The organism is Citrobacter sp. MGH 55 (assembly GCF_016906145.1).
GTDB classification, from domain to species: Bacteria; Pseudomonadota; Gammaproteobacteria; order Enterobacterales; family Enterobacteriaceae; genus Citrobacter_A; species Citrobacter_A amalonaticus.
Map to the genome: position 1 here is coordinate 1,935,690 of NZ_CP070239.1, position 20,548 is coordinate 1,956,237.

Consider the following 20,548-nt stretch of genomic DNA (forward strand, 5'->3'; position numbering starts at 1 on the left):
CTGTAGCTGTGTTGGCCGCTCTCACTCACCCGGGTCACTTACTGATGTAAGCTCCCCGGGATTCGTTCGTTTGCCGCCTTGCTACAACACCAACTGCTTAGAGGAAAACCACGACATTGGAACTGTAGTTAGCGGTAGTAGGCCGGATAAGGTGCTTGCACCGCCATCCGGCAACATTGTGATGCCTGATGGCGACGCGATGGCGTCTTATCAGGCCTACGGCCTTTGCAAACGGAAATTAACCGATCTGCCCATTCCCTAAATGTTTAACGCGACGCTTCACTTCTTCTTGTTTACCGGCGTTAAACGGACGTGCGTCCGGGCTGCCTAAATAACCGCAGACGCGGCGGGTTACCGACACGCGTGCAGCGTCGTGATTACCGCATTTCGGACAGGTGAAGCCTTTGCTGGTGCATTCGAATTCACCGGTAAAGCCGCACTCGTAGCATTCATCGATTGGCGTATTGGTGCCGTAATACGGCACATGCTGATAGCTGTAGTCCCAGACATCTTCCAGCGCTTTCAGGTTGTGCTGGATGTTCGGGTATTCGCCATAGCAAATGAAGCCACCGCTCGCCAACGGCGGGTAAGGCGCTTCAAAATCGATTTTGTCGTACGGGTTCACCTTCTTCTCCACATCAAGGTGGAAACTGTTGGTGTAGTAGCCTTTATCGGTGACGCCCGGCACGACGCCAAACTCGGCGGTATCCAGACGGCAGAAGCGGTCACACAGGTTTTCACTCGGCGTGCTGTACAGGCTAAAGCCGTAGCCGGTCTCTTCTTTCCATTTATCGACGGCCTGACGCAGATGCTCAACAATGGCAACCGCTTTCGCGCGCAGCGCTTCGCTGTCGTAGACATGCATATCACCAAACAGCGCGTTGATGGTTTCGTGGATACCAATGTAGCCCAGTGAAATCGATGCACGACCGTTTTTGAAGATTTCCGCGATATCATCATCGGCTTTCAGACGTACGCCGCAGGCGCCTTCCATATACAGGATCGGCGCGACGCGAGCCTTAACGCCTTCCAGACGAGCAATACGGGTCATTAGCGCTTTACGCGCCAGCGTCAGACGATCGTTCAGCAGTTTCCAGAACGTCGGCTCATCACCACCTGCTTCCAGCGCGATACGCGGCAGGTTAAGGCTGATCACGCCGAGGTTGTTACGCCCATCGTGAACCTGTTCGCCTTTCTCGTTTTCCCACACGCCGAGGAAGCTGCGGCAGCCCATCGGGGTTTTGAACGAACCGGTGACTTTCACGACCTGATCGTAGTTCAGGATGTCCGGATACATGCGCTTGCTGGCACACTCCAGCGCCAGTTGTTTGATGTCGTAGTTCGGATCGCCAAATTTGTGGTTCAGGCCGTCACGAATCGCAAACACCAGTTTCGGGAACACGGCGGTTTTGCGATTTTTGCCCAGACCGGCGATACGGTTACGCAGAATGGACTGCTGAATCAGGCGCGATTCCCAACTGGTGCCCAGGCCGAAACCAAAGGTCACAAATGGCGTCTGGCCGTTGGCGGTATGCAGCGTATTGACCTCATACTCCAGAGACTGGAAGGCGTCGTAGCACTCTTTCTCGGTACGGGAATGCGCGTAGCCGTCGGCATCCGGAATTTGCCACTCTTCCGCCGTCTTACGGTGCTTGTTAAAGCTGGCAGTCACGAATGGCGCCAGTACTTCATCAATACGGTTAATGGTGGTGCCGCCGTAAATATGGCTGGCGACCTGCGCGATGATTTGCGCGGTCACGGCGGTGGCGGTAGAGATGGATTTTGGCGGCTCGATCTCTGCGTTACCCATCTTAAAGCCCTGCGTCAGCATCCCTTTGAGATCGATAAGCATGCAGTTGAACATCGGGAAGAACGGGGAATAGTCGAGATCATGGTAGTGAATATCACCGCGCTCGTGCGCCTGTACCACATCACGCGGCAGCAGATGCTGACGGGCGTAGTGTTTGGCGACGATACCGGCCAGCAGGTCGCGCTGGGTCGGGATGACTTTACTGTCTTTATTGGCGTTTTCATTGAGCAACGCGGAATTGGTCTGTTCTACCAGGCCGCGAATTTCCTGGTTCAGACGACCGCGTTTCTCTCTCTGAATATCACGGTCATGGCGATATTCAATGTAGGCGCGCGCCAGCTGCTTGTAAGGGCCTGACATCAGTTGGTTTTCAACCGCCGTCTGGATCTCATTAATATCGACCTGGCTACGCGCGTCCATCTGACTGCTAACGACTTCTGCGACGGTGGCGCAGTAATCTGCGTCATCGACTCCCGCTGCTTTAGCTGCACGCAGAATGGCTTCTTTGATGCGCTCTGATTTAAACGGCACTTTACAGCCATCTCGTTTCATCACATGCGGTGTCATGATCACTCCATAATGTATAAGAACAGGTTATCCACAGAGGCTCGGGAGGCGTTGATATGGTTATTCATCTCTCTATCCAATCACTTCCCGCAATCCAGTCCCATGTTATCCACAAAGTCACCTTGACTGTGGACATCATTGTTGTTGTAAATGTAGTTGATTAATACAACATGTTGGGGCGGATTGCATTTTAAGTTCTATATATAGTGATTTGCATCAAAAGTGTTTGCGATTTTTTTGATATAGCGCAAGGTAAAAAGCAGAGCGTACAGTTGGCGGGCGTTATAGCGATTGTAAATTGTGATATAGAAAAATCTGATTATTTATTCAACAAAAACAGTAAGCTAACGCGGGGCGACCTTTTTGCCCGGCATCGAGAGTTTGCCGGGCAAAATGTGTTCAGTTTATGACTTCTGCAACCACCAGATCGCTTCGAAAGGACGCAGCGTCATCGCCGTTGGCAGTGGTGAAACTTCATCATAGTTGTGCATCAACACCTGCCAGTTACCCCGGTACGATTCCGGGAACCAGGCCTGACATTCACCGCTCAGATTGGCAATGACCAGCAGCCGCTGTCCTTGCCACTCGCGCTGATAACACCATACGTGTGGGCTGTCCGGCAACAGATCCTGATAGTCACCCCAGGTCAGCACAGGTTCGGATTTACGCAGCGCAATCAGTCGTTGATAGGTATAAAACACCGACGAATTATCGCCGAGCGCGTTCTCCACGTTGATGTCCGCGTAGTTATCGCACAGGGAGATCCACGGTTCACCCTGGCTGAAACCGGCGTTCTTGCGGTTATTCCACTGCATTGGCGTACGGCTGTTGTCACGGGATTTACTGGCCAGGATTGCCAGCAGTTCATTGGCATCGCGACCCTCCGCCCGCAGCCCGGCAAACATGTTATGGCTTTCCACATCGCGGTAGTCGGTGATCCGGGTGAAGTGAGGATTGGTCATGCCGATCTCTTCTCCTTGATAGATGTACGGTGTGCCCTGCATACCGTGCAGCACCATCGCCAGCATTTTCGCGGCTGGCACCCGATATTCCCCTTCGTCGCCAAAGCGCGAAACAATGCGCGGCTGATCGTGGTTACACCAGAACAGCGCATTCCACGCGACGTTGTGCATTCCTTGCTGCCAGTGGCGGAACAGGGTCTTCAGTGCGACAAAATCGGGCTTCGCCAGCGTCCATTTCTCTCCATTGGGATAATCGACCTTCAGGTGATGAAAATTGAAGGTCATCGACAGTTCGCTACCGTCCAGCGCGGCGTAGCGCTGGCAATGTTCCAGCGTGGTGGAGGACATTTCACCGACCGTCATCAACTTGCGCGGCGTAAAGACGTCGCGGTTCATCTCATGCAAAAATTCATGCGCTCGCGGCCCATCGGTATAAAAACGGCGACCGTCGCCGTCCAGGTCATTGGGGAAGCGCTGATCTTTGGAGATCAGGTTGACGACGTCCAGGCGCAGGCCATCCACGCCGCGATCGGCCCAGAATTCGCAGACTTTTTTCAGCTCGGCGCGGACGGCAGGGTTTTCCCAGTTCAGGTCCGCCTGTTCCGGGGCGAAGAGGTGCAGATAATACTGTTCGCTCTGGGCATGCCATTGCCAGGCGTTGCCGCCAAACTTGGAGCGCCAGTTATTGGGCAGCGCATCAGGCGTGCCGTCGCGCCAGATGTAAAACTCGCGATACGGGCTGTCTTTGTCGAGCGCTTCACGAAACCAGGCGTGCTGCGTGGAGGTGTGGTTAAACACCATGTCGAGAATAATGCGGATGCCGCGTGCTTTCGCCTGGGCGACCAGTTCATCGAAGTCATCCAGCGTACCGTAAGCGGGATCGATAGCGGTATAGTTAGCGACATCGTAGCCATTATCCACCTGCGGTGAGATATAGAACGGGGTCAGCCAGAGGGCATCTACGCCCAGTTTATGCAGGTAATCAAGGCGCTGCGTCACGCCGCGTAAATCGCCGGTGCCGCTGCCGGTCGTATCCTGAAAGCTTTTGGGATAGATCTGGTAGATGACGCCATTTTGCCACCAGTGGGGAAGGGTATTCATAGTCAATTCCTGGTTATGCGAGGGGCGCAAGTGCGCCCCGAATAAAATCAGACAATCTGTAACGTGCCCTGACGGAATTTGCGCTGGTAAACCATAGAAGTCAGCACGATCGGGATGACAATGGCGATGGCTATCGCGACGGCGTAGACCTGCCAGTAAGTCGGTTGAATAGAAAGGATGCCCGGCAGGCCGCCAACGCCGATACCGTTCGCCATCACCCCGTACAGGCCGCAGAGCAGACCGGCGAGACCGGAGCCGATCATTGCGCAGAGCATCGGGAAGCGGTATTTCAGGTTGATACCGTACATTGCTGGTTCAGTGACCCCGAGATAGGCGGAGATCGCGGCAGGAACGGAGATCTCGCGTTCGTTCTGTTTACGGCTGGCGATAATAATGCCGACCACCGCAGACGCCTGCGCGATGTTGGAAAGGGCAATCAGCGGCCATACCGGCGTTCCTCCCATGCTCTGGATCATCTGCATGTCGATGGCGAGCGTGGTCTGGTGCACGCCGGTAATCACCAGTGGGGCGTACAGGAAGCCAAACAGCGCGGCACCAATCGGCGCGAAGCTGCCGGTCATCAGATGGCGAACCGCAAAGGCCACACCGTCGCCAATCAAGCGGCCAAACGGACCGATCAGCGCATGAGCGAGGAAGACCGCGAGGATCAATGAACACACCGGCACCACCACGAGATACAGATAATCCGGCACGATGCGTTTCAGGCGCGTTTCAATCACGCCCAGCGCCAGGCCAGCCAGCAGCGCCGGAATGACCTGCGCCTGATAGCCTACTTTCGCGATGGTGAACAGGCCGAAGTTCCATACTTCCGGTACCTGCTGCCCCAGCAGATACGCGTTCATCAACTGTGGCGATACCAGCGTAACGCCAAGCACGATGCCGAGGATCGGCGTACCGCCCATTTTTTTCACCGCCGACCAGCAGATGCCCACCGGCAGATAGAAGAAGATGGCTTCGCCAATCAGCCACAGGAAGTCATAGATCGTTTTCAGCGCCGGATACATCTGCGCCAGCGTCTGGCCGTTGCTCATTGGCAGGTCGCCAATGACGTTGCGGAAACCTAAGATCAAGCCTCCGCTAATCAGCGCCGGCAGCAGCGGGAAGAAGATTTCAGCGAAATGGGAGATGAGTTGCTCATGCCATTTCATGTTCTGACGAGCCGCTTTTTTCGCCTGCTCTTTATCGGCGTGCGCCTGCCCGGTGGTGGCCAGCAGCGCCTTGTAATAATCGCCAACCTCGGTGCCAATCACCACCTGGAACTGACCGGCGTTGGTAAAGCAGCCTTTGACCATCGGTAAGGCTTCAATTTCTTTCGGTCTGGCGTTTGCTGGCTGATTCAGCACAAAGCGCAGGCGCGTAATACAGTGACTCACGGTGGCGATATTCTCTCGCCCGCCTACCAGCTCTATCAGCCGGTCAATATCCGCTTGTTTAACTTTGCTCATCATGAAGCCTCGTGGCGATGACAGTGAAAAGGGGGGTTATGCGATGGCCACAGAGTATATCCGGGATAAAAAATTAAAAATGGGAACGTTCCCGAAACGCAGCGAAGATCACAAATTATCGTTCAGAAAGCGATCAGCAATGCTTCAGGAAAGGGTGGAAGGAATGACGATCTGGCGCAGCTCGCTGCGTCCGTTGATCTGCTCGATCAACTGGGAAGCCGCCTGGCGTCCGGCTTCGGCATAGCCGGGATCGACCGTGACGATCTCCGGATGCAGGAATTTCATCAGCGGCGTATTACCGACGCTCGCCAGTTGCAGATTATCGACCCGCTGTTCTTGCAAATATTTACTGGCACCGAGCGCGAGAGTATCCGTGGCGCAGACCAGCGCGGTAGTGTCTGGTGTAATGACGCTCGCGGCATGCTCATAGCCTTGCTTCATCGCCAGACCCGGCAGGGCCGCGACAGAATGTAACTTATGCTGTTTGCAAAACGCGAGATAGGCGTCATGGCGGCGTTTCCCGGTGGTGACGTCACTGTGCGGCACACCGAGAAAGCTGATGTGGCGATGCCCCTGATCGTACAGACGTTGCATGAGGATTTTAATCGCCCCGTCGTCGTCGTAGCAGACGGAGGCAAAGCCTTTCGCATCACGAGCCAGCAGCACCAGCGATGCCTGCCACGGGGCGATCATCGTGTCCGTGATGCCGGTAAAACCGAACAGCACCACGCCGTCGATATTGCGGCGTTTCAGCATACCTAAGTGTTCTTCCACTTTTTCCGGGGAAAACTGACTTTCCATCATGATCGGATCGTAACCCTGCTCATAAAACACCGGCAGCATCGTCTGTACGGCAAGGTTTTCCGACAGGGAGTCGAGACGGGTCACAATGATGGCGACGACTTTATCGCTCTGGCCCCGCATGGCGCGGGCTGAACGGGAAGGAGAAAATCCGTGCTGATTCATCACGGCTTCGACACGCTCGCGAGTCCGTTCACTGACGCCGCTTTCGTTGTTCAGCACACGGGAAACGGTGGATTTCCCCACGCCGCTTAAGCGGGCGATGTCTTTGATAGTCAGCCGATTTTGCATCCTGTTTTCCCGTGGTACGCAACAAAAGATGATAAGAGGGTAACTTTACTTATAGAAACCACAATGGGCAAAGTCTGGTTTATACACGTCATCCTTCACGCTGCTTTTGCGTTGGCGTCGTTCATTTTCTGCCGGGATGCGAACCGAATGTTTTTGTGTATATGTTTTGTTTAATTGCCGGGGGTTATTATAACGCCATAAATGCCACAAATATTATGATCTACAACTTATTATCTGTGAGCTAACTCATTCAATTACCGGAGGCTTTATGGATCCCGATCCCACCCCTCTCCCGACCTGGAGAACACGCGCTTTCCGGTAAGCCTGCCTTTCGCTGTCTTACCGGTGATGTAAGACAGTGACGCATTAACGTCCCTGTTTAAAAATGATGTTACCTGTCAGGTAAGGTTTTGCCACGCCTGAAGGATATTTCTGCGCCTGTCTTATTGGCGCGGAGGGGCTGCCTATGTTTAAAAATATCACTCGCCAGCTGTTTGCCCGGCTTGGCCGCCATTTGCCCGATCGCCTGGTGCACCGCGATCCATTACCTAATGCACAGTCGATTGCCAGCACCCCGATACCTTCTTCACTGAGTGAACACTGCCTGAAAGTGGCCGTGATGGATGAAAAGACGCTATGGAAAACGTTTCATGCGCATCCGGAAGGACTCAATGTGGCAGAGGTGAACGCCGCCCGCGAACAACACGGTGAAAACCTTCTGCCGACCCAGAAACCGTCACCGTGGTGGAAGCATCTGTGGACCTGTTATCGCAACCCGTTCAATATGTTGCTGACTCTTCTGGGCGCGATCTCGTATGCCACGGAAGATCTGTTCGCCGCCGGGGTGATCGCTCTGATGGTGGTGATTTCCACGCTGCTTAACTTTGTCCAGGAAGCGCGCTCCACCAAAGCGGTAGACGCGCTGAAAGCGATGGTCAGCAACACCGCGACGGTGCTGCGGGTCATCAATGAGAAAGGGGAAAACGGCTGGGTGGAGCTGCCTGGCGATCAGCTGGTGCCTGGCGACATCATCAAGCTGTCGGCGGGGGACATGATCCCGGCCGATCTGCGGGTGATTCAGGCGCGAGACCTGTTTGTTGCTCAGGCGTCATTAACCGGCGAATCGCTGCCAGTGGAGAAAGTGGCGCACACCCGCGACGCCAGCCAAAGCAACCCGCTTGAGCGCGATACCCTGTGCTTTATGGGCACTAACGTGGTGAGCGGCACGGCGCAGTCGATGGTTATCGCCACCGGCGCCCATACCTGGTTTGGTCAACTGGCGGGGCGCGTCAGCGAACAGGAAAGCGAGCAAAACGCGTTCCAGAAGGGGATCAGTCGCGTCAGTATGCTGTTGATTCGCTTTATGCTGGTGATGGCGCCAGTGGTGCTGCTCATTAACGGTTATACCAAAGGTGACTGGTGGGAAGCGGCGCTGTTTGCGCTCTCCGTCGCCGTAGGCCTGACGCCGGAAATGCTGCCGATGATTGTTACTTCGACGCTGGCACGCGGCGCGGTGAAACTGTCGAAGCAAAAAGTGATCGTCAAACATCTGGATGCCATTCAGAACTTCGGCGCGATGGACGTTCTGTGCACCGATAAAACCGGCACGCTGACCCAGGATAAAATCGTGCTGGAGAATCATACGGATATCTCCGGTAAGCCCAGTGAACGCGTTCTGCACGCAGCATGGCTGAACAGCCATTACCAGACCGGACTGAAAAATCTGCTGGATACCGCCGTGCTGGAAGGTGTGGATGAAGGCGCTGCGCGCACGTTGTCTACCCGCTGGCAGAAAATTGATGAGATTCCGTTTGATTTTGAGCGCCGCCGGATGTCGGTGGTGGTGGCCGAAGAGACGGATGTGCATCAACTGGTGTGCAAAGGCGCGTTGCAGGAGATCGTCAGCGTCTGTACGCAGGTGCGGCATAACGGTGAAATTGTGCCGCTGGATGACAACATGCTGCGTCGGGTGAAGCGCGTGACCGATACGCTGAACCGTCAGGGGCTGCGCGTAGTCGCTGTGGCGACCAAATACCTGCCAGCGCGGGAAGGGGATTACCAGCGTATTGATGAATCCGATCTGATCCTTGAAGGTTACATCGCCTTCCTCGATCCGCCGAAGGAAACGACCGCACCGGCGCTGAAAGCGCTGAAAGCCAGTGGCATTACCGTGAAGATCCTGACCGGCGACAGCGAACTGGTCGCCGCGAAGGTGTGCCATGAGGTAGGTCTGGATGCCGGAGAGGTGATTGTCGGAAATGATATCGAAGACATGAGCGACGACGTGCTGGCCGCGTTGGCTCAGCATACTACGCTGTTCGCACGCCTGACGCCGATGCATAAAGAGCGGATCGTCCGCCTCCTCAGACGTGAAGGGCACGTGGTGGGCTTTATGGGCGATGGAATTAACGACGCGCCAGCGCTACGTGCGGCGGATATTGGTATTTCGGTGGATGGCGCGGTCGATATCGCCCGTGAAGCGGCCGATATTATTCTGCTGGAAAAGAACCTGATGGTGCTGGAAGAAGGCGTAATTGAAGGGCGTCGTACGTTCTCCAATATGCTGAAGTATATCAAAATGACCGCCAGTTCTAACTTTGGTAACGTCTTTAGCGTGCTGGTGGCGAGCGCCTTTTTACCGTTCCTGCCCATGCTGCCGCTGCACTTGTTGATTCAGAACCTGCTGTACGATGTATCTCAGGTGGCGATCCCGTTTGATAACGTTGATGATGAGCAGATCCAGAAACCGCAGCGCTGGAATCCGGCGGATCTGGGCCGTTTTATGCTCTTTTTTGGCCCGATCAGCTCCATCTTCGACATTCTGACATTCTGCCTGATGTGGTGGGTATTCCACGCCAATGTGCCGGAAGCGCAAACGCTGTTCCAGTCTGGCTGGTTTGTGGTGGGGCTGCTGTCGCAAACGCTGATTGTGCATATGATTCGTACGCGCCGCGTGCCGTTCATTCAGAGTCGCGCTGCCTGGCCGCTGATGCTGATGACGCTGGTGGTAATGATTGTGGGAATTGCGCTACCGTTCTCACCGCTGGCAGGTTATCTGCAATTGCAGGCGTTACCGCTGAGTTATTTCCCCTGGTTAGTGGCGATTCTGGTGGGATATATGACGTTAACGCAATGGGTTAAAGGCTTCTATAGCCGCCGCTACGGCTGGCAGTAAACAAAATAATGGCTGCTTCGGCAGCCATTCTCTTTTTTATCGCGCAAGAATATATTCTTTCCCTCCGTCGTGTTTTATTTTTTTTGAAAAACCAAAGAGGTGTGGTCGATCACAATTTAAGCCCACTTCAGGACATCTTTTTTCCAGGAAAAAGACCTTCATTGCAAAAATGAAACAGCGTGCTAAAAAAAATTCCATCCATCGTCATTTTATGAACATAATCATCGTAATACTTTGTTACACCGACGAGTCTGCCTGGGCAATGTCATTCCTTACTGTCCCTTTTAATTAAGGCGGCCCTCTAACCTGCAAGTCGTTTGTATTAATGAAAATTATAAACCTCTGGAGATGGAAAAATGAAACTGACCAAAACCTTGTTAAACCTGTGCGTGGGGACTGCTTTAGTACTGGCAGCGCAGGCGGCGTCTGCACAAACGCTGCGTGCGGCAGATGTCCATCCGGCGGATTATCCGAACGTAGTTGCTGTGAAGCATATGGGCGAAAAACTCAGCGCTGCGACCGACGGACGTCTGGATATTAAAACCTTCCCGGGCGGCGTACTGGGGGATGAAAAGCAGATGATTGAACAGGCACAACTGGGCGCGATTGATATTATTCGCGTGTCGATGTCTCCGGTTGCCGCAATATTGCCAGAGATTAACGTCTTTACGCTGCCCTATATCTTCCGCGATGAAGATCACCTGCATAAGGTTCTGGATGGGGCAATTGGTCAGGAAATTGGTGACCGGCTGACCGCCAACAGCCAGTCCCGACTGGTGTTTCTCGGCTGGATGGATGCCGGAACGCGTAACCTGATTACCAAGGCTCCGGTGGTGAAACCGGAAGACCTGAAAGGGATGAAAATCCGTGTTCAGACCAGCCCGGTCTCGCTCGATACCTTAAAAGCGATGGGCGCGAATGCGATCGCCATGGGAACCAGTGAGGTGTTCAGCGGGATGCAGACCGGGGTTATTGATGGCACAGAAAATAACCCGCCGACCTTTGTCGCGCATAACTATCTGCCGGTCGCCAAAAATTACACCTGGAGTAAGCATTTCATTATTCCTGAACTGTTCCTGTTTTCAAAAGCCAAGTGGGACAAGCTGAAAAAAGAAGATCAGGAATTAATTATTAAACTGGCAAAAGAAGCGCAAATAGAACAACGTCAACTCTGGGAAGCCTATAATGCGAAATCACTGGAAACCATGAAAGCAAATGGGGTGAATTTCCATGACATCGATACGGATTATTTTTATAAAGCCACACAGCCCGTCCGGGATCAATACGGTAAAGACCACCAGGATTTGATCAAGCGAATTCAGGATGTGAAGTAATTCATCAGGCGGATGACGGAGGTCATCTGCCTGAATCGGTTATTCGTTCGAGGTGATGATTATGGGTGAAGGTTATTCATCGGTAATGGATGTGCTGTATCGAATTTCAATGTGGATTGCCGGGCTGGCTTTATTGGTGATGGTGGCGGTTATTCCCGTGGGGATATTCGCGCGCTACGTGATGAACAGCGCGCTGTCCTGGCCAGAGCCGATCGCCATATTGTGCATGGTGACGTTCACTTTTATTGGCGCGGCGGTCAGCTATCGTGCGGGTTCGCATATTGCGGTCAGCATGGTAACCGATCGTCTTGGTGAAATGGGGCGCCGGATCTGTTTTATCGGTGCCGATTTGATGTTGCTGGCGATCAGTATTTTTATTCTTTGGTACGGTTCGACGCTCTGTTATGAGTTGTGGCAACAACCCGTGGCAGAATTCCCAATTTTGACTGCCGGGGAAAACTATCTTCCGCTCCCTATCGGTTCGGCGATCATGTTGCTTTTCATCATCGAGAAGATCTGCCGTGGCGCTCAGTATCAACGTCCTGTGGTCATGCTGGGTTCAACCAGTTGATGACCGAACCGACTTCATAGGGGAAAGCAAATGGATGCATTTATTCTCGTTTTTACGCTCGGCATCATGCTGGCGATTGGGGTGCCGGTGGCGTACGCGGTGGGGATCAGCGCGATCGTCGGGGCGTGGTATATCGACATCCCGCTGGAAGCGGTGATGATCCAGTTGACCAATGGTGTGAACAAATTCTCATTGTTGGCGATCCCGTTCTTTATTCTGGCCGGGGCCATTATGGCGGAAGGGGGCATTGCGCGCCGGTTAGTCAACTTTGCCTATATCTTTGTTGGCTTCATTCGCGGTGGTCTGTCGCTGGTGAACATTGTTGCATCAACCTTTTTTGGCGCGATCTCAGGATCGTCGGTGGCGGATACCGCATCGATCGGTTCAGTGATGATCCCTGAAATGGATAAGAAAGGTTATCCGCGAGACTTTGCCGCGGCGGTTACCGCCAGCGGCTCCGTGCAGGCAATCCTGACGCCGCCCAGCCATAACTCGGTGATCTACTCGCTGGCGACGGGCGGTACGGTGTCGATTGCCGCGCTGTTTATTGCCGGGATCCTGCCCGGACTATTGCTGAGTTTTACCCTGATGGTGATGTGCGTGGGCTTTGCGCATAAGCGTGGCTACCCGAAAGGGGAGCGCGTGCCGTTCCGACAGGCATTGAAGATCTTTCTCGATACGCTGTGGGGGCTGATGACGGTCGTCATCATTATGGGCGGGATCCTTTCCGGTATTTTTACCGCGACGGAATCGGCGGCGATCGCCTGCCTGTGGGCGTTTTTCGTCACCATGTTTATCTACCGCGACTATAAGTGGTCTGAACTGCCGAAACTGATGTATCGCACTGTGAAGACGGTGACCATCGTGATGATCCTGATCGGTTTCGCTGCGGCGTTTGGCGCCATCATGACCTATATGCAACTGCCGATGCGCATTACCGAAGCGTTTACCAGTATCTCGGATAACAAGTATGTCATCCTGATGTGCATTAACATCATGCTACTGCTGATTGGTACGTTGATGGACATGGCGCCGCTAATCCTGATCCTGACCCCTGTGCTGCTGCCGGTCACCAACGCCCTCGGCATTGATCCGGTACATTTCGGGATGATTATGCTGGTGAACCTGGGAATTGGCCTGATCACTCCGCCGGTAGGGTCGGTGCTGTTTGTTGCCAGTGCGGTGAGTAAACAGAAGATCGAGCAGGTGGTGAAGGCGATGCTACCGTTCTACGCGGTACTGTTCCTGGTGCTCTTGCTGGTGACCTATATTCCGGCGATTTCGCTGTTCCTGCCGAAATTCTTTGGCGTGATGTGATAGTGGTGCAGTAACGAAAATCCGGGCGGGTATGCCCGGATTTTTTTATCTTGTGTGGTCCATAACGACTAAATATTTTCCGAAAGAAAGAATTGCCGGTGTCATCTGACAAAATTGAGAACGCTGCAAATGTTACACTTTAAAAGTGTCTTTTTGTTCGAGATGATGATGTCAAATTATATATTAGGTCGTGAAGATCCGAAGCATACTGCTGATGTTGGCAGTGGGCCATGGTGCAGTGCGGGATATTGTTCAAATAAATTGTACTACTATAAATATTATATAGAAAAGATGATTGATGGAAATTTATTTTTAAAATATAAGTATCCCTTCGCACAACGTAATTTAAGACACTATCTTAGAAATACGGGAGAAGATTTACATGTTAACTTATCCGATATGATGAAAAAATCTGCGCAGTTAAAGAATAATTACATTAAGGAATTGAAAGCTGCAAAGCTATTCTGCCAGACCTTACCCGCTGGAGAACATTTTTTTACTTCTTCACATGTTAGCCGGGATGATTTTATTACCGATAATCCTGATTTATTTTATGCAATAGGTGGATATCAATACTGGGGAAAAGGGAAAGTAAATATCCAGGAGAATACGTATAGTAGTGTATTAACAAATAGCGACAGGCTATGTGATTACTTTATGCAGTTTCAGTTTGTGTTTTTTGATAGATACAACTGGAAAGTGGGAAACGAAAAAATTGGGGTGAGATTAGGTAATGCCGTTCCTGTAAGTGACCATTTTATGGGGCGATTTCATCAGGAGTGCCTGGCCAGGGAATATAATATATCTGGTGTCATTGAAACCGAGGAAAATTGGCATGACTGAGAGCCGGTTCCTTGTGTATCTCAGAAAAATAGTCCTTATCACTACAGTTGGCGCATTTTGTTATACAATTTTTGTAATTTCAGCGTGTTGGCCATCTCTGCATGAAAGCCATCAACTGTTGACTGTGCAATGGTGCCGTAATGATGATTCTGATGTTTACTATGCGGATAGTATATCCCGACATGGAATATATGTGTATCTGGAAAGAGCCTCCGGTAAAGTGATGGTAAGAGAGATGAATACTCCCCTGAATAGTCCATTTCAACCCTACAGATATATCTACACGCAAATTGCTCATGCAGATAACATTCGTTTGGCACTAACAAAGTGGGGGAGTATTGTCTGTCTGCAAGGGAATCAGGCTATTATTGGCTCATCTGGTTATGTTTTTTCATGGGGAGCATGATAAATGAGTTATTTTTTATGGCAGAATAAATTAAATTTATTATTACTGTTGTTCTTTTCAATTGTCTGCATTTTTGTTATCAATTCTACTAATCGATATAATAATCTGGTTAGTTATAACGTTTACGGACGAGTAATTGTTACGTTAGAGAAAGTTCATAGCGAAGATAACGATGTTCTCATGGCTGGCGTTTATAACTCACGAGTTAACTGGATTGTTGGTTGGCGTTGTTACTCCAGAAAGATAGAATCTCGTTCTAAAGACAAAATGGAAATGTACAACTGGACGGTTGAAAAATTCGCCAATAAAACGGTTACTTTATTGAAGAACACAAGACAGTTGATATTGTCAGTTCCAGAGTGCGGATAACCTCTTTAATAAAGAGAACCCCGCAAGGGCAGAGTTCTCTTCTGATCGAATTTAACGACGAACGGCGATCGCTTCGATCTCGATCTTCACGTCTTTTGGCAGACGCGCGACTTCCACGCAGGAACGTGCCGGGAAGGTGGCGTTGTGCTCGGTGAAGAACGCTTCGTAAGTGGCGTTGACGGTCGCGAAATCGTTCAGATCTTTGACAAATACGGTTGTTTTCACGATGTCGCCTACTTTCAGGCCAGCGGCTTCAACGATAGCTTTCACGTTTTCCAGCGACTGACGCGCCTGCGCGGAGACGTCGTCCGACACGCTGCCGGTTTTCGGGTCAACCGGGATCTGACCGGAAGTGATGATCATGCTGCCCAGATCTACGCCCTGAACATATGGACCGATTGCTGCGGGTGCATTTTCCGTCGCGATAGTTTTGCTCATGATTTCTCCTGAAGTACAGCGGTTAATGAAATTTCTCTGGCATTATAGGGAGCCACGAATTTTTAACCAACTGCAATTAGTTGGCCAGCACCACATAATGAGAAAACTCTTTTTCGCAGTATTTGCATTTAAGCGCGATGTCATCCGCGCGTTTTTTCACTGAAAAACTGGAAGAAACCGGTTCAGCGTGGCTGATGCAGTTACTGTTCGGGCAGACCAGCACGCTGTCGATGTGATCCGGCAGGCTTGGACGCGATTTACCCACCACGTCGTAGTTGTCGATACGGTTGACAGTGGCCTGTGGCGCATACAGTGACAGTTGATTAACCTGCTCGGCGGTCAGGAAGGTGTTCTCGATCTTAATCAAGTCTTTACGTCCCATTTCACCGGAAGGCAGATTAAGGCCGATAGTGATGCGCTGGTCGGTTTCGGTTAGCTTGAACAGAGTCAGCAATTTAAAGCCGATTTGCGCGGGAATATGGTCGATTACGGTGCCGCATTTGATCGCTTCAACCTGCAGTTTATTATCGTGTGTCATCTCGTTATCTCCCCTTACAGTGCCAAATCGCTAGTCAGAACCAGTGCCAGTAACGCCTGGCGCGCGAAAATCCCGTTGCCTGCCTGCTGGAAATACCAGGCGTGAGGCGTTTTATCCACGTCCGTGGCGATTTCATCTATACGCGGCAGCGGATGCAGTACCTTCATGTTTTCCCGTGCTCCCACCAGGTCGCTGGCGCGCAGGACAAACTGGGCCTTCACGTTGGCGTATTCTGAAGGGTCCAGACGCTCTTTCTGTACGCGGGTCATGTACAGAATATCTACCTCCGCCATCACCTCTTCGATAGAGGCGTGCAGGCTCCAGGCAATGCCTTTTTCGTCGAGCATATCAAGAATGTACTGCGGCATTGCCAGCGCATCCGGAGCGATGAAGTAGAAGCGGTTGCCGTCAAACTTCGCCAGCGCCTGCGTCAGGGAGTGCACGGTACGGCCATATTTCAGGTCGCCGACCATCGCCACATGCAGGTTGTTCAGACGCCCCTGCGTTTCCTGAATGGTGAACAGATCCAGCAGCGTCTGGGTCGGATGTTGATTTGAACCGTCACCCGCGTTCAGTACCGGCACCTTACCGGAGAATTCGGTCGCCAGACGCGCCGCGCCTTCCTGTGGGTGACGCATCACGATCGCGTCAACATAGGTGCTGATCACCGAGATGGTATCTGCCAGCGTCTCACCTTTCTTACCCAGCGACGTGTTGGCGCTGTCGGAAAAGCCGACCACGCTGGCGCCCAGGCGGTGCATGGAGGTTTCAAACGACAGGCGGGTACGGGTCGAGGCTTCAAAGAAGCAACTGGCGATGACCTTGTGTTTGAGCAGTTCTGGTTGAGGGTTCGCTTTTAATTTCGCCGCTGTCGCCAGCACCAGATTGAGGTCGTCGCGACTGAGGTCGTTTATGGAAATGATGTGTTTTTGATATAGCGGGTTAGCCATGTTTATCTCCTGACGCCAGGGCAAAAAAAAAGCCCCTCATTTGAGGGGCTGGGAATAGGTGATCAACGGAAAGAAAAACGGCAGGCCAGCGTCTGCTTTCAGACGCGGTAAGACAGAATGTCGTACACACTGGACCATACTTCCTCCCGGCAAATTGTCCGCGATTATACTCAGCTCCGTTTGCGGATCAAGCAAAAAATGCCGTTTTTATTCAACGCAAACGGTTTTAATGAATATTAATTCATTTTTAGTAAGTAGTTAATCTGTTTGTGGACAAGACCAGTGCGCTGCACAACCCGTGGCGCAACCCAGACAATACTGCTACCCGCTACCACACCCAGGATTTCCGGCAGGGCATGATAATCGAGGATCCGGGCGACGGCGCGGCCATAGCCTGCCGCCGTATGGATAAGGATAAATTCGCTGTTATGCTCCACGCTCACCACCATTTCAGAAATGGAACGGGCGGCGTCGGGGGCTGGACGCAATTGCGGATTGACGGAATAAATTTTTTGTCCTTTCGTATTTCTAATTTTTATGACGCCAAGAATTTTCAGCAGGCGGGAAACCGTTGACTGGCTGATGGTTTCAAAGCCGTAGTTTTGCAGATCGCGGCGGATCTCCTCCTGTGAGAGATAGCTTTTTTCGCCAATCAGGCGCTGACAAACAGAGAGTTGTAGTTCTTCTTTTTCTGAAGCGGGTTGGTAAAGTTTCATCATCAGTTAGTCCAGTGTAATCAGCCGAAGATAACAACCAGTAGATCTGCCCAATGTTTCTATTTTTATTTGATGACGCACTAAGCAAATGTTCTCCACTTCAACCGGGATGTATTTGATCGGCTTATTGAAATTTGACTGGAGCGCGCTTCAGCATCCTGACGGATGGCATCTGCATGAAAAAATATTCCACTTAGTCGTCTAAGGGAAGGCGGAGTTTTGCCGCTTCGTCTTCCCTGTGTTGACGTGCATCAACTGAGCGTGAGCACGCCTGTCGCCAACAGATAGACCGCGTAGATCCCTGCGACCACCACCATAATAGCCAGAACGATCTCTATTGGATTGAAAAGTCTTCCATTTTTCTCTTTCCGCGCCCAGACATAAAAAACGATACCGAGGGCGTAGAGGATCATCGACAGCAGCAGATATTCCATCCCGGCGGCATAGACCAGCCAGGCACCATAGAGTGTTGCCAGCGCGCCGATGATGATGTCGCGGGTGATGGAATGCTGTTCATCACGGTTATAACCGTCCTTCTGCCACGCCACTTTCAGGGCATACAAACCGCTGAGAAAATAGGGGATCAGGATCATTGAGGTGGCCAGCAGCAGCAGCGCAAGATACCCCGCCTGTTGGAAATGGGCGATGATCAGGAACAGTTGGGTCAGACCATTGGTCAGCAGCAGCGCATTGACCGGCGCTTTGTTGGCGTTTTCTTTGCCCAGGAATTTGGGCATGGTGCCGTCTTTACCGGCCATATACGCCGTTTCCGCAGACAATAACGTCCAGGCCAGCAGCGCGGCGCCGACGGAAACGATAAGACCGATATTCATCAGGGCTGCGCCCCACGGCCCGACCGCCGCTGCCAGTACGCCTGCAGTAGAAGGGTTCTTCAACTGTGCGAGTTCTGGCTGAGACAGAACGCCGAGCGACAGCACCGAGACGGCGACAAACAGCAGGATTGAGATGAAAAATCCAATCATGGTGGCTTTACCCACGTCTGATTTTTTCATCGCCCGGCCCGAGTACATGGCGGCGCCTTCAATACCGATGAAAACCCAGGTGGTGACCAGCATGATGTTTTTCACCTGGTCCATAACAGAGCCAAGCTGTTCATTGCCCCAGAATTCAATCTTAAAGGTGCGAACCTGAAAGGCGACGCTGACCAGCACAACAAACATGATCAGAGGAACCACTTTCGCGACCGTGCCGATCAGATTGAGCAGGGCGGCACCCTGTACGCCGCGACAGATCAGGAAATGCAGACTCCAGAGCAGAATTGATCCCACAATCAGCGCAGAAAGGGTGGTGCCATCGCCAAAGAAACCGAGCGCGCTGAAGGAGCCGAGTGCGGAACAGATCACCACATAGTATGAAACGTTGCCGATCCACGCCGAGATCCAGTAACCCCAGGCGGAGTTAAAACCGATGTACTCGCCAAAACCCGCGCGGGCATAACCATACACGCCGCCTTCCACTTCGCTTTTACGGTGCGCCAGGGTCTGGAAGACAAAGGCGAGGGTTAACATGCCGATAAAGGTAATTCCCCAGCCGATCAGAATCGCGCCAGCGCCTGCTTTGGCCGCCATGTTCTGCGGCAGAGAAAATACCCCGGCGGCGATCAGCGCGCTGACCACAAGCGCCGTTAGCGCCGGAAGTTTGAGCTTACCTTCGGACTGGGAGGTCGAAGCGTCCGCAGCCGGTTTGCTGGTATCAAGAGTAGTCATGAAGAGAGTCCTCAATCTGACAGAAAGTGATTTTTTAGAAGTAGCTGTATTGTTTGCCGACGTATTCGGAGGTCATGCACTGCAAGACGCCGCTGTATCCCAGGGAGAAATAGACGATGTCGCCCACCTGATATCCCGATGCGGCGTGGGTGACGTCGAGGATCAGGTGATCGGAACTGGCGCCGAGCACTTTGACGCCGGGATCAAATGGCCGGAGCTGGGAGAAGGAGACGTCCTGTTCGCCGAGCGCGGCCAGCGCCCGGTGATGTACGCCAAGATCTTCGAATACCGGCTTTCTCCCCATGGCATCCAGCGCCGTGGAGTGTTGCGGAACGGAGGGCTTGTCTTTCAGCTCGATGATCTCCACGCCGAGCTTGATAGCGTCCTGGCGGGTGTCGGGGATCGGCTCGTCATTCAGGCCGAACCCCATGATCAGCGACGCGCCAAGCCGCAACTGGTTGACGCCCGTCGGCAGCCCACCGTTGATCAGCAGGAACAGGGCGGCGGAGCTGGCGCCGGAAATCGTGCGCAGTGCAATACCCAACTCGTCTTCGATTTGATGGGCGAGATCGACCAGCGCCTGTTGGTTTTCGGTGGTGGGTTCCACTCCGCCGTAGCAGGCAAGATTGGCGCCCAGTCCTTCCAGCGTCAGCCCCGGCAGTTCTTTGTGTACCAGACGCGCAAGGCGTCGTGTCTCCAGCGGATCCACGCAGCCTTCGCGCAGATCGCCCAGGTCATGCATCAGAATGACCCGGTGCGTTTTGTTCTGCGCTATGGCTGCCGCAGAGAGCGCCTGCAACGTATGTTCTTCGGAGTTCAGCGAGATATCCGCATAGGCCACGATGTCGTGCGCAAGGCTTATCTGCGGCAGACGCAGCAGCAGTTTGTCGACGGGCAGATCGGCGATTTTTTTGAGATTCTGGATGCGGGAATCTGCAATCGTGCTGATTCCTGCATCAATCATGGCTCTGGCGACATTTGCCGCTTCGCAGCTCAGCTTATTGACGCCGACAGGCTCTACCCCGTGCTGGCGACATAGCGCAATCAGTGTCCGGGTGTTGTCACGAATGACCGAAAGATTAACGAAGAGGCAGGGAAAGTCCTGATTTCGCATAATGGGTCTCCTAACGTGGGCGCGGGTCAGGAAGGCACCCGCACCCGGTGCA

General features: G+C 52.6%; 15 protein-coding genes and 1 pseudogene. 5 read left to right on the forward strand and 11 right to left on the reverse strand.

Annotated features, from left to right (window positions below; translation table 11 throughout):
• Positions 1–238 precede the first annotated feature (238 nt).
• The 4 genes from nrdD to treR all read right to left on the reverse strand — a co-directional run bounded on the left by nrdD (position 239) and on the right by treR (position 6,998).
• A complete protein-coding gene (nrdD, locus tag JTI98_RS07740; protein WP_216082102.1) occupies positions 239–2,377 on the reverse strand; it encodes an anaerobic ribonucleoside-triphosphate reductase in 2,139 nt (712 codons plus the stop codon).
• A 404-nt stretch (positions 2,378–2,781) separates the two neighbouring features.
• Positions 2,782–4,440 carry an alpha,alpha-phosphotrehalase gene (gene treC / locus JTI98_RS07745; protein ID WP_044253228.1) on the reverse strand — a complete coding sequence of 553 codons (1,659 nt, stop codon included), beginning with the start codon at positions 4,438–4,440 and terminating at the stop codon, positions 2,782–2,784.
• A 47-nt stretch (positions 4,441–4,487) separates the two neighbouring features.
• On the reverse strand, positions 4,488–5,906 hold the full coding sequence (gene treB, locus JTI98_RS07750; RefSeq protein ID WP_044264669.1) for a PTS trehalose transporter subunit IIBC: 1,419 nt from the start codon (positions 5,904–5,906) through the stop codon (positions 4,488–4,490).
• 144 nt (positions 5,907–6,050) lie between these two features.
• The gene (gene treR, locus JTI98_RS07755) at positions 6,051–6,998 is read right to left on the reverse strand and encodes a trehalose operon repressor TreR (RefSeq protein ID WP_044326639.1); all 948 of its coding nucleotides are present in this window, start codon (positions 6,996–6,998) and stop codon (positions 6,051–6,053) included.
• Positions 6,999–7,464: 466 nt separating this feature from the next.
• Here treR and mgtA point away from each other — a divergent pair, with 466 nt between their 5' ends.
• From mgtA to JTI98_RS07780, 5 genes are all read left to right on the forward strand, one after another.
• Entirely contained in the window at positions 7,465–10,173 is a 2,709-nt protein-coding gene (gene mgtA, locus JTI98_RS07760; RefSeq protein WP_044326640.1) for a magnesium-translocating P-type ATPase, read from the forward strand.
• 356 nt (positions 10,174–10,529) lie between these two features.
• On the forward strand, positions 10,530–11,507 hold the full coding sequence (locus JTI98_RS07765; protein ID WP_042999234.1) for a TRAP transporter substrate-binding protein: 978 nt from the start codon (positions 10,530–10,532) through the stop codon (positions 11,505–11,507).
• A 61-nt stretch (positions 11,508–11,568) separates the two neighbouring features.
• A complete protein-coding gene (locus tag JTI98_RS07770) occupies positions 11,569–12,078 on the forward strand; it encodes a TRAP transporter small permease (RefSeq protein WP_042999235.1) in 510 nt (169 codons plus the stop codon).
• A gap of 30 nt (positions 12,079–12,108) precedes the next feature.
• The gene (locus JTI98_RS07775) at positions 12,109–13,395 is read left to right on the forward strand and encodes a TRAP transporter large permease (RefSeq protein ID WP_042999236.1); all 1,287 of its coding nucleotides are present in this window, start codon (positions 12,109–12,111) and stop codon (positions 13,393–13,395) included.
• A 129-nt stretch (positions 13,396–13,524) separates the two neighbouring features.
• Positions 13,525–14,238: a hypothetical protein gene (locus JTI98_RS07780; protein ID WP_216082103.1), complete on the forward strand. Its 714-nt coding sequence runs from the start codon at positions 13,525–13,527 to the stop codon at positions 14,236–14,238.
• A gap of 826 nt (positions 14,239–15,064) precedes the next feature.
• Here the strand turns inward: JTI98_RS07780 and ridA are convergent.
• The 7 genes and pseudogenes from ridA to JTI98_RS07820 all read right to left on the reverse strand — a co-directional run bounded on the left by ridA (position 15,065) and on the right by JTI98_RS07820 (position 20,496).
• Entirely contained in the window at positions 15,065–15,451 is a 387-nt protein-coding gene (gene ridA / locus JTI98_RS07785; protein WP_042999238.1) for a 2-iminobutanoate/2-iminopropanoate deaminase, read from the reverse strand.
• A gap of 76 nt (positions 15,452–15,527) precedes the next feature.
• Entirely contained in the window at positions 15,528–15,989 is a 462-nt protein-coding gene (gene pyrI / locus JTI98_RS07790) for an aspartate carbamoyltransferase regulatory subunit (RefSeq protein WP_042999239.1), read from the reverse strand.
• A 14-nt stretch (positions 15,990–16,003) separates the two neighbouring features.
• Complete coding sequence (gene pyrB / locus JTI98_RS07795) at positions 16,004–16,939, reverse strand: aspartate carbamoyltransferase (protein WP_042999240.1); 936 nt, start codon at positions 16,937–16,939, stop codon at positions 16,004–16,006.
• Positions 16,940–16,941: 2 nt separating this feature from the next.
• Positions 16,942–17,077 (reverse strand): annotated as a pseudogene (gene pyrL, locus JTI98_RS21395) (pyr operon leader peptide).
• A gap of 98 nt (positions 17,078–17,175) precedes the next feature.
• Complete coding sequence (locus JTI98_RS07810; protein WP_043001817.1) at positions 17,176–17,655, reverse strand: arginine repressor; 480 nt, start codon at positions 17,653–17,655, stop codon at positions 17,176–17,178.
• A gap of 251 nt (positions 17,656–17,906) precedes the next feature.
• Positions 17,907–19,382, reverse strand: coding sequence for an arginine-ornithine antiporter (arcD, locus tag JTI98_RS07815; protein WP_042999241.1), 1,476 nt, complete (start codon positions 19,380–19,382; stop codon positions 17,907–17,909).
• A gap of 34 nt (positions 19,383–19,416) precedes the next feature.
• Positions 19,417–20,496, reverse strand: a complete 1,080-nt coding sequence (locus JTI98_RS07820; protein ID WP_042999242.1) for an alanine/ornithine racemase family PLP-dependent enzyme — start codon at positions 20,494–20,496, stop codon at positions 19,417–19,419.
• Positions 20,497–20,548 lie beyond the last annotated feature (52 nt).

What these genes read in the sequence shown, in the direction of transcription:
- nrdD (WP_216082102.1), bottom strand. Translation starts at nt 2,377, where the DNA reads ATGACACCGCATGTGATGAAACGAGATGGCTGTAAAGTGCCGTTTAAA.
- treC (WP_044253228.1), bottom strand. Translation starts at nt 4,440, where the DNA reads ATGAATACCCTTCCCCACTGGTGGCAAAATGGCGTCATCTACCAGATC.
- treB (WP_044264669.1), bottom strand. Translation starts at nt 5,906, where the DNA reads ATGAGCAAAGTTAAACAAGCGGATATTGACCGGCTGATAGAGCTGGTA.
- treR (WP_044326639.1), bottom strand. Translation starts at nt 6,998, where the DNA reads ATGCAAAATCGGCTGACTATCAAAGACATCGCCCGCTTAAGCGGCGTG.
- mgtA (WP_044326640.1), top strand. Translation starts at nt 7,465, where the DNA reads ATGTTTAAAAATATCACTCGCCAGCTGTTTGCCCGGCTTGGCCGCCAT.
- JTI98_RS07765 (WP_042999234.1), top strand. Translation starts at nt 10,530, where the DNA reads ATGAAACTGACCAAAACCTTGTTAAACCTGTGCGTGGGGACTGCTTTA.
- JTI98_RS07770 (WP_042999235.1), top strand. Translation starts at nt 11,569, where the DNA reads ATGGGTGAAGGTTATTCATCGGTAATGGATGTGCTGTATCGAATTTCA.
- JTI98_RS07775 (WP_042999236.1), top strand. Translation starts at nt 12,109, where the DNA reads ATGGATGCATTTATTCTCGTTTTTACGCTCGGCATCATGCTGGCGATT.
- JTI98_RS07780 (WP_216082103.1), top strand. Translation starts at nt 13,525, where the DNA reads ATGTTACACTTTAAAAGTGTCTTTTTGTTCGAGATGATGATGTCAAAT.
- ridA (WP_042999238.1), bottom strand. Translation starts at nt 15,451, where the DNA reads ATGAGCAAAACTATCGCGACGGAAAATGCACCCGCAGCAATCGGTCCA.
- pyrI (WP_042999239.1), bottom strand. Translation starts at nt 15,989, where the DNA reads ATGACACACGATAATAAACTGCAGGTTGAAGCGATCAAATGCGGCACC.
- pyrB (WP_042999240.1), bottom strand. Translation starts at nt 16,939, where the DNA reads ATGGCTAACCCGCTATATCAAAAACACATCATTTCCATAAACGACCTC.
- JTI98_RS07810 (WP_043001817.1), bottom strand. Translation starts at nt 17,655, where the DNA reads ATGAAACTTTACCAACCCGCTTCAGAAAAAGAAGAACTACAACTCTCT.
- arcD (WP_042999241.1), bottom strand. Translation starts at nt 19,382, where the DNA reads ATGACTACTCTTGATACCAGCAAACCGGCTGCGGACGCTTCGACCTCC.
- JTI98_RS07820 (WP_042999242.1), bottom strand. Translation starts at nt 20,496, where the DNA reads ATGCGAAATCAGGACTTTCCCTGCCTCTTCGTTAATCTTTCGGTCATT.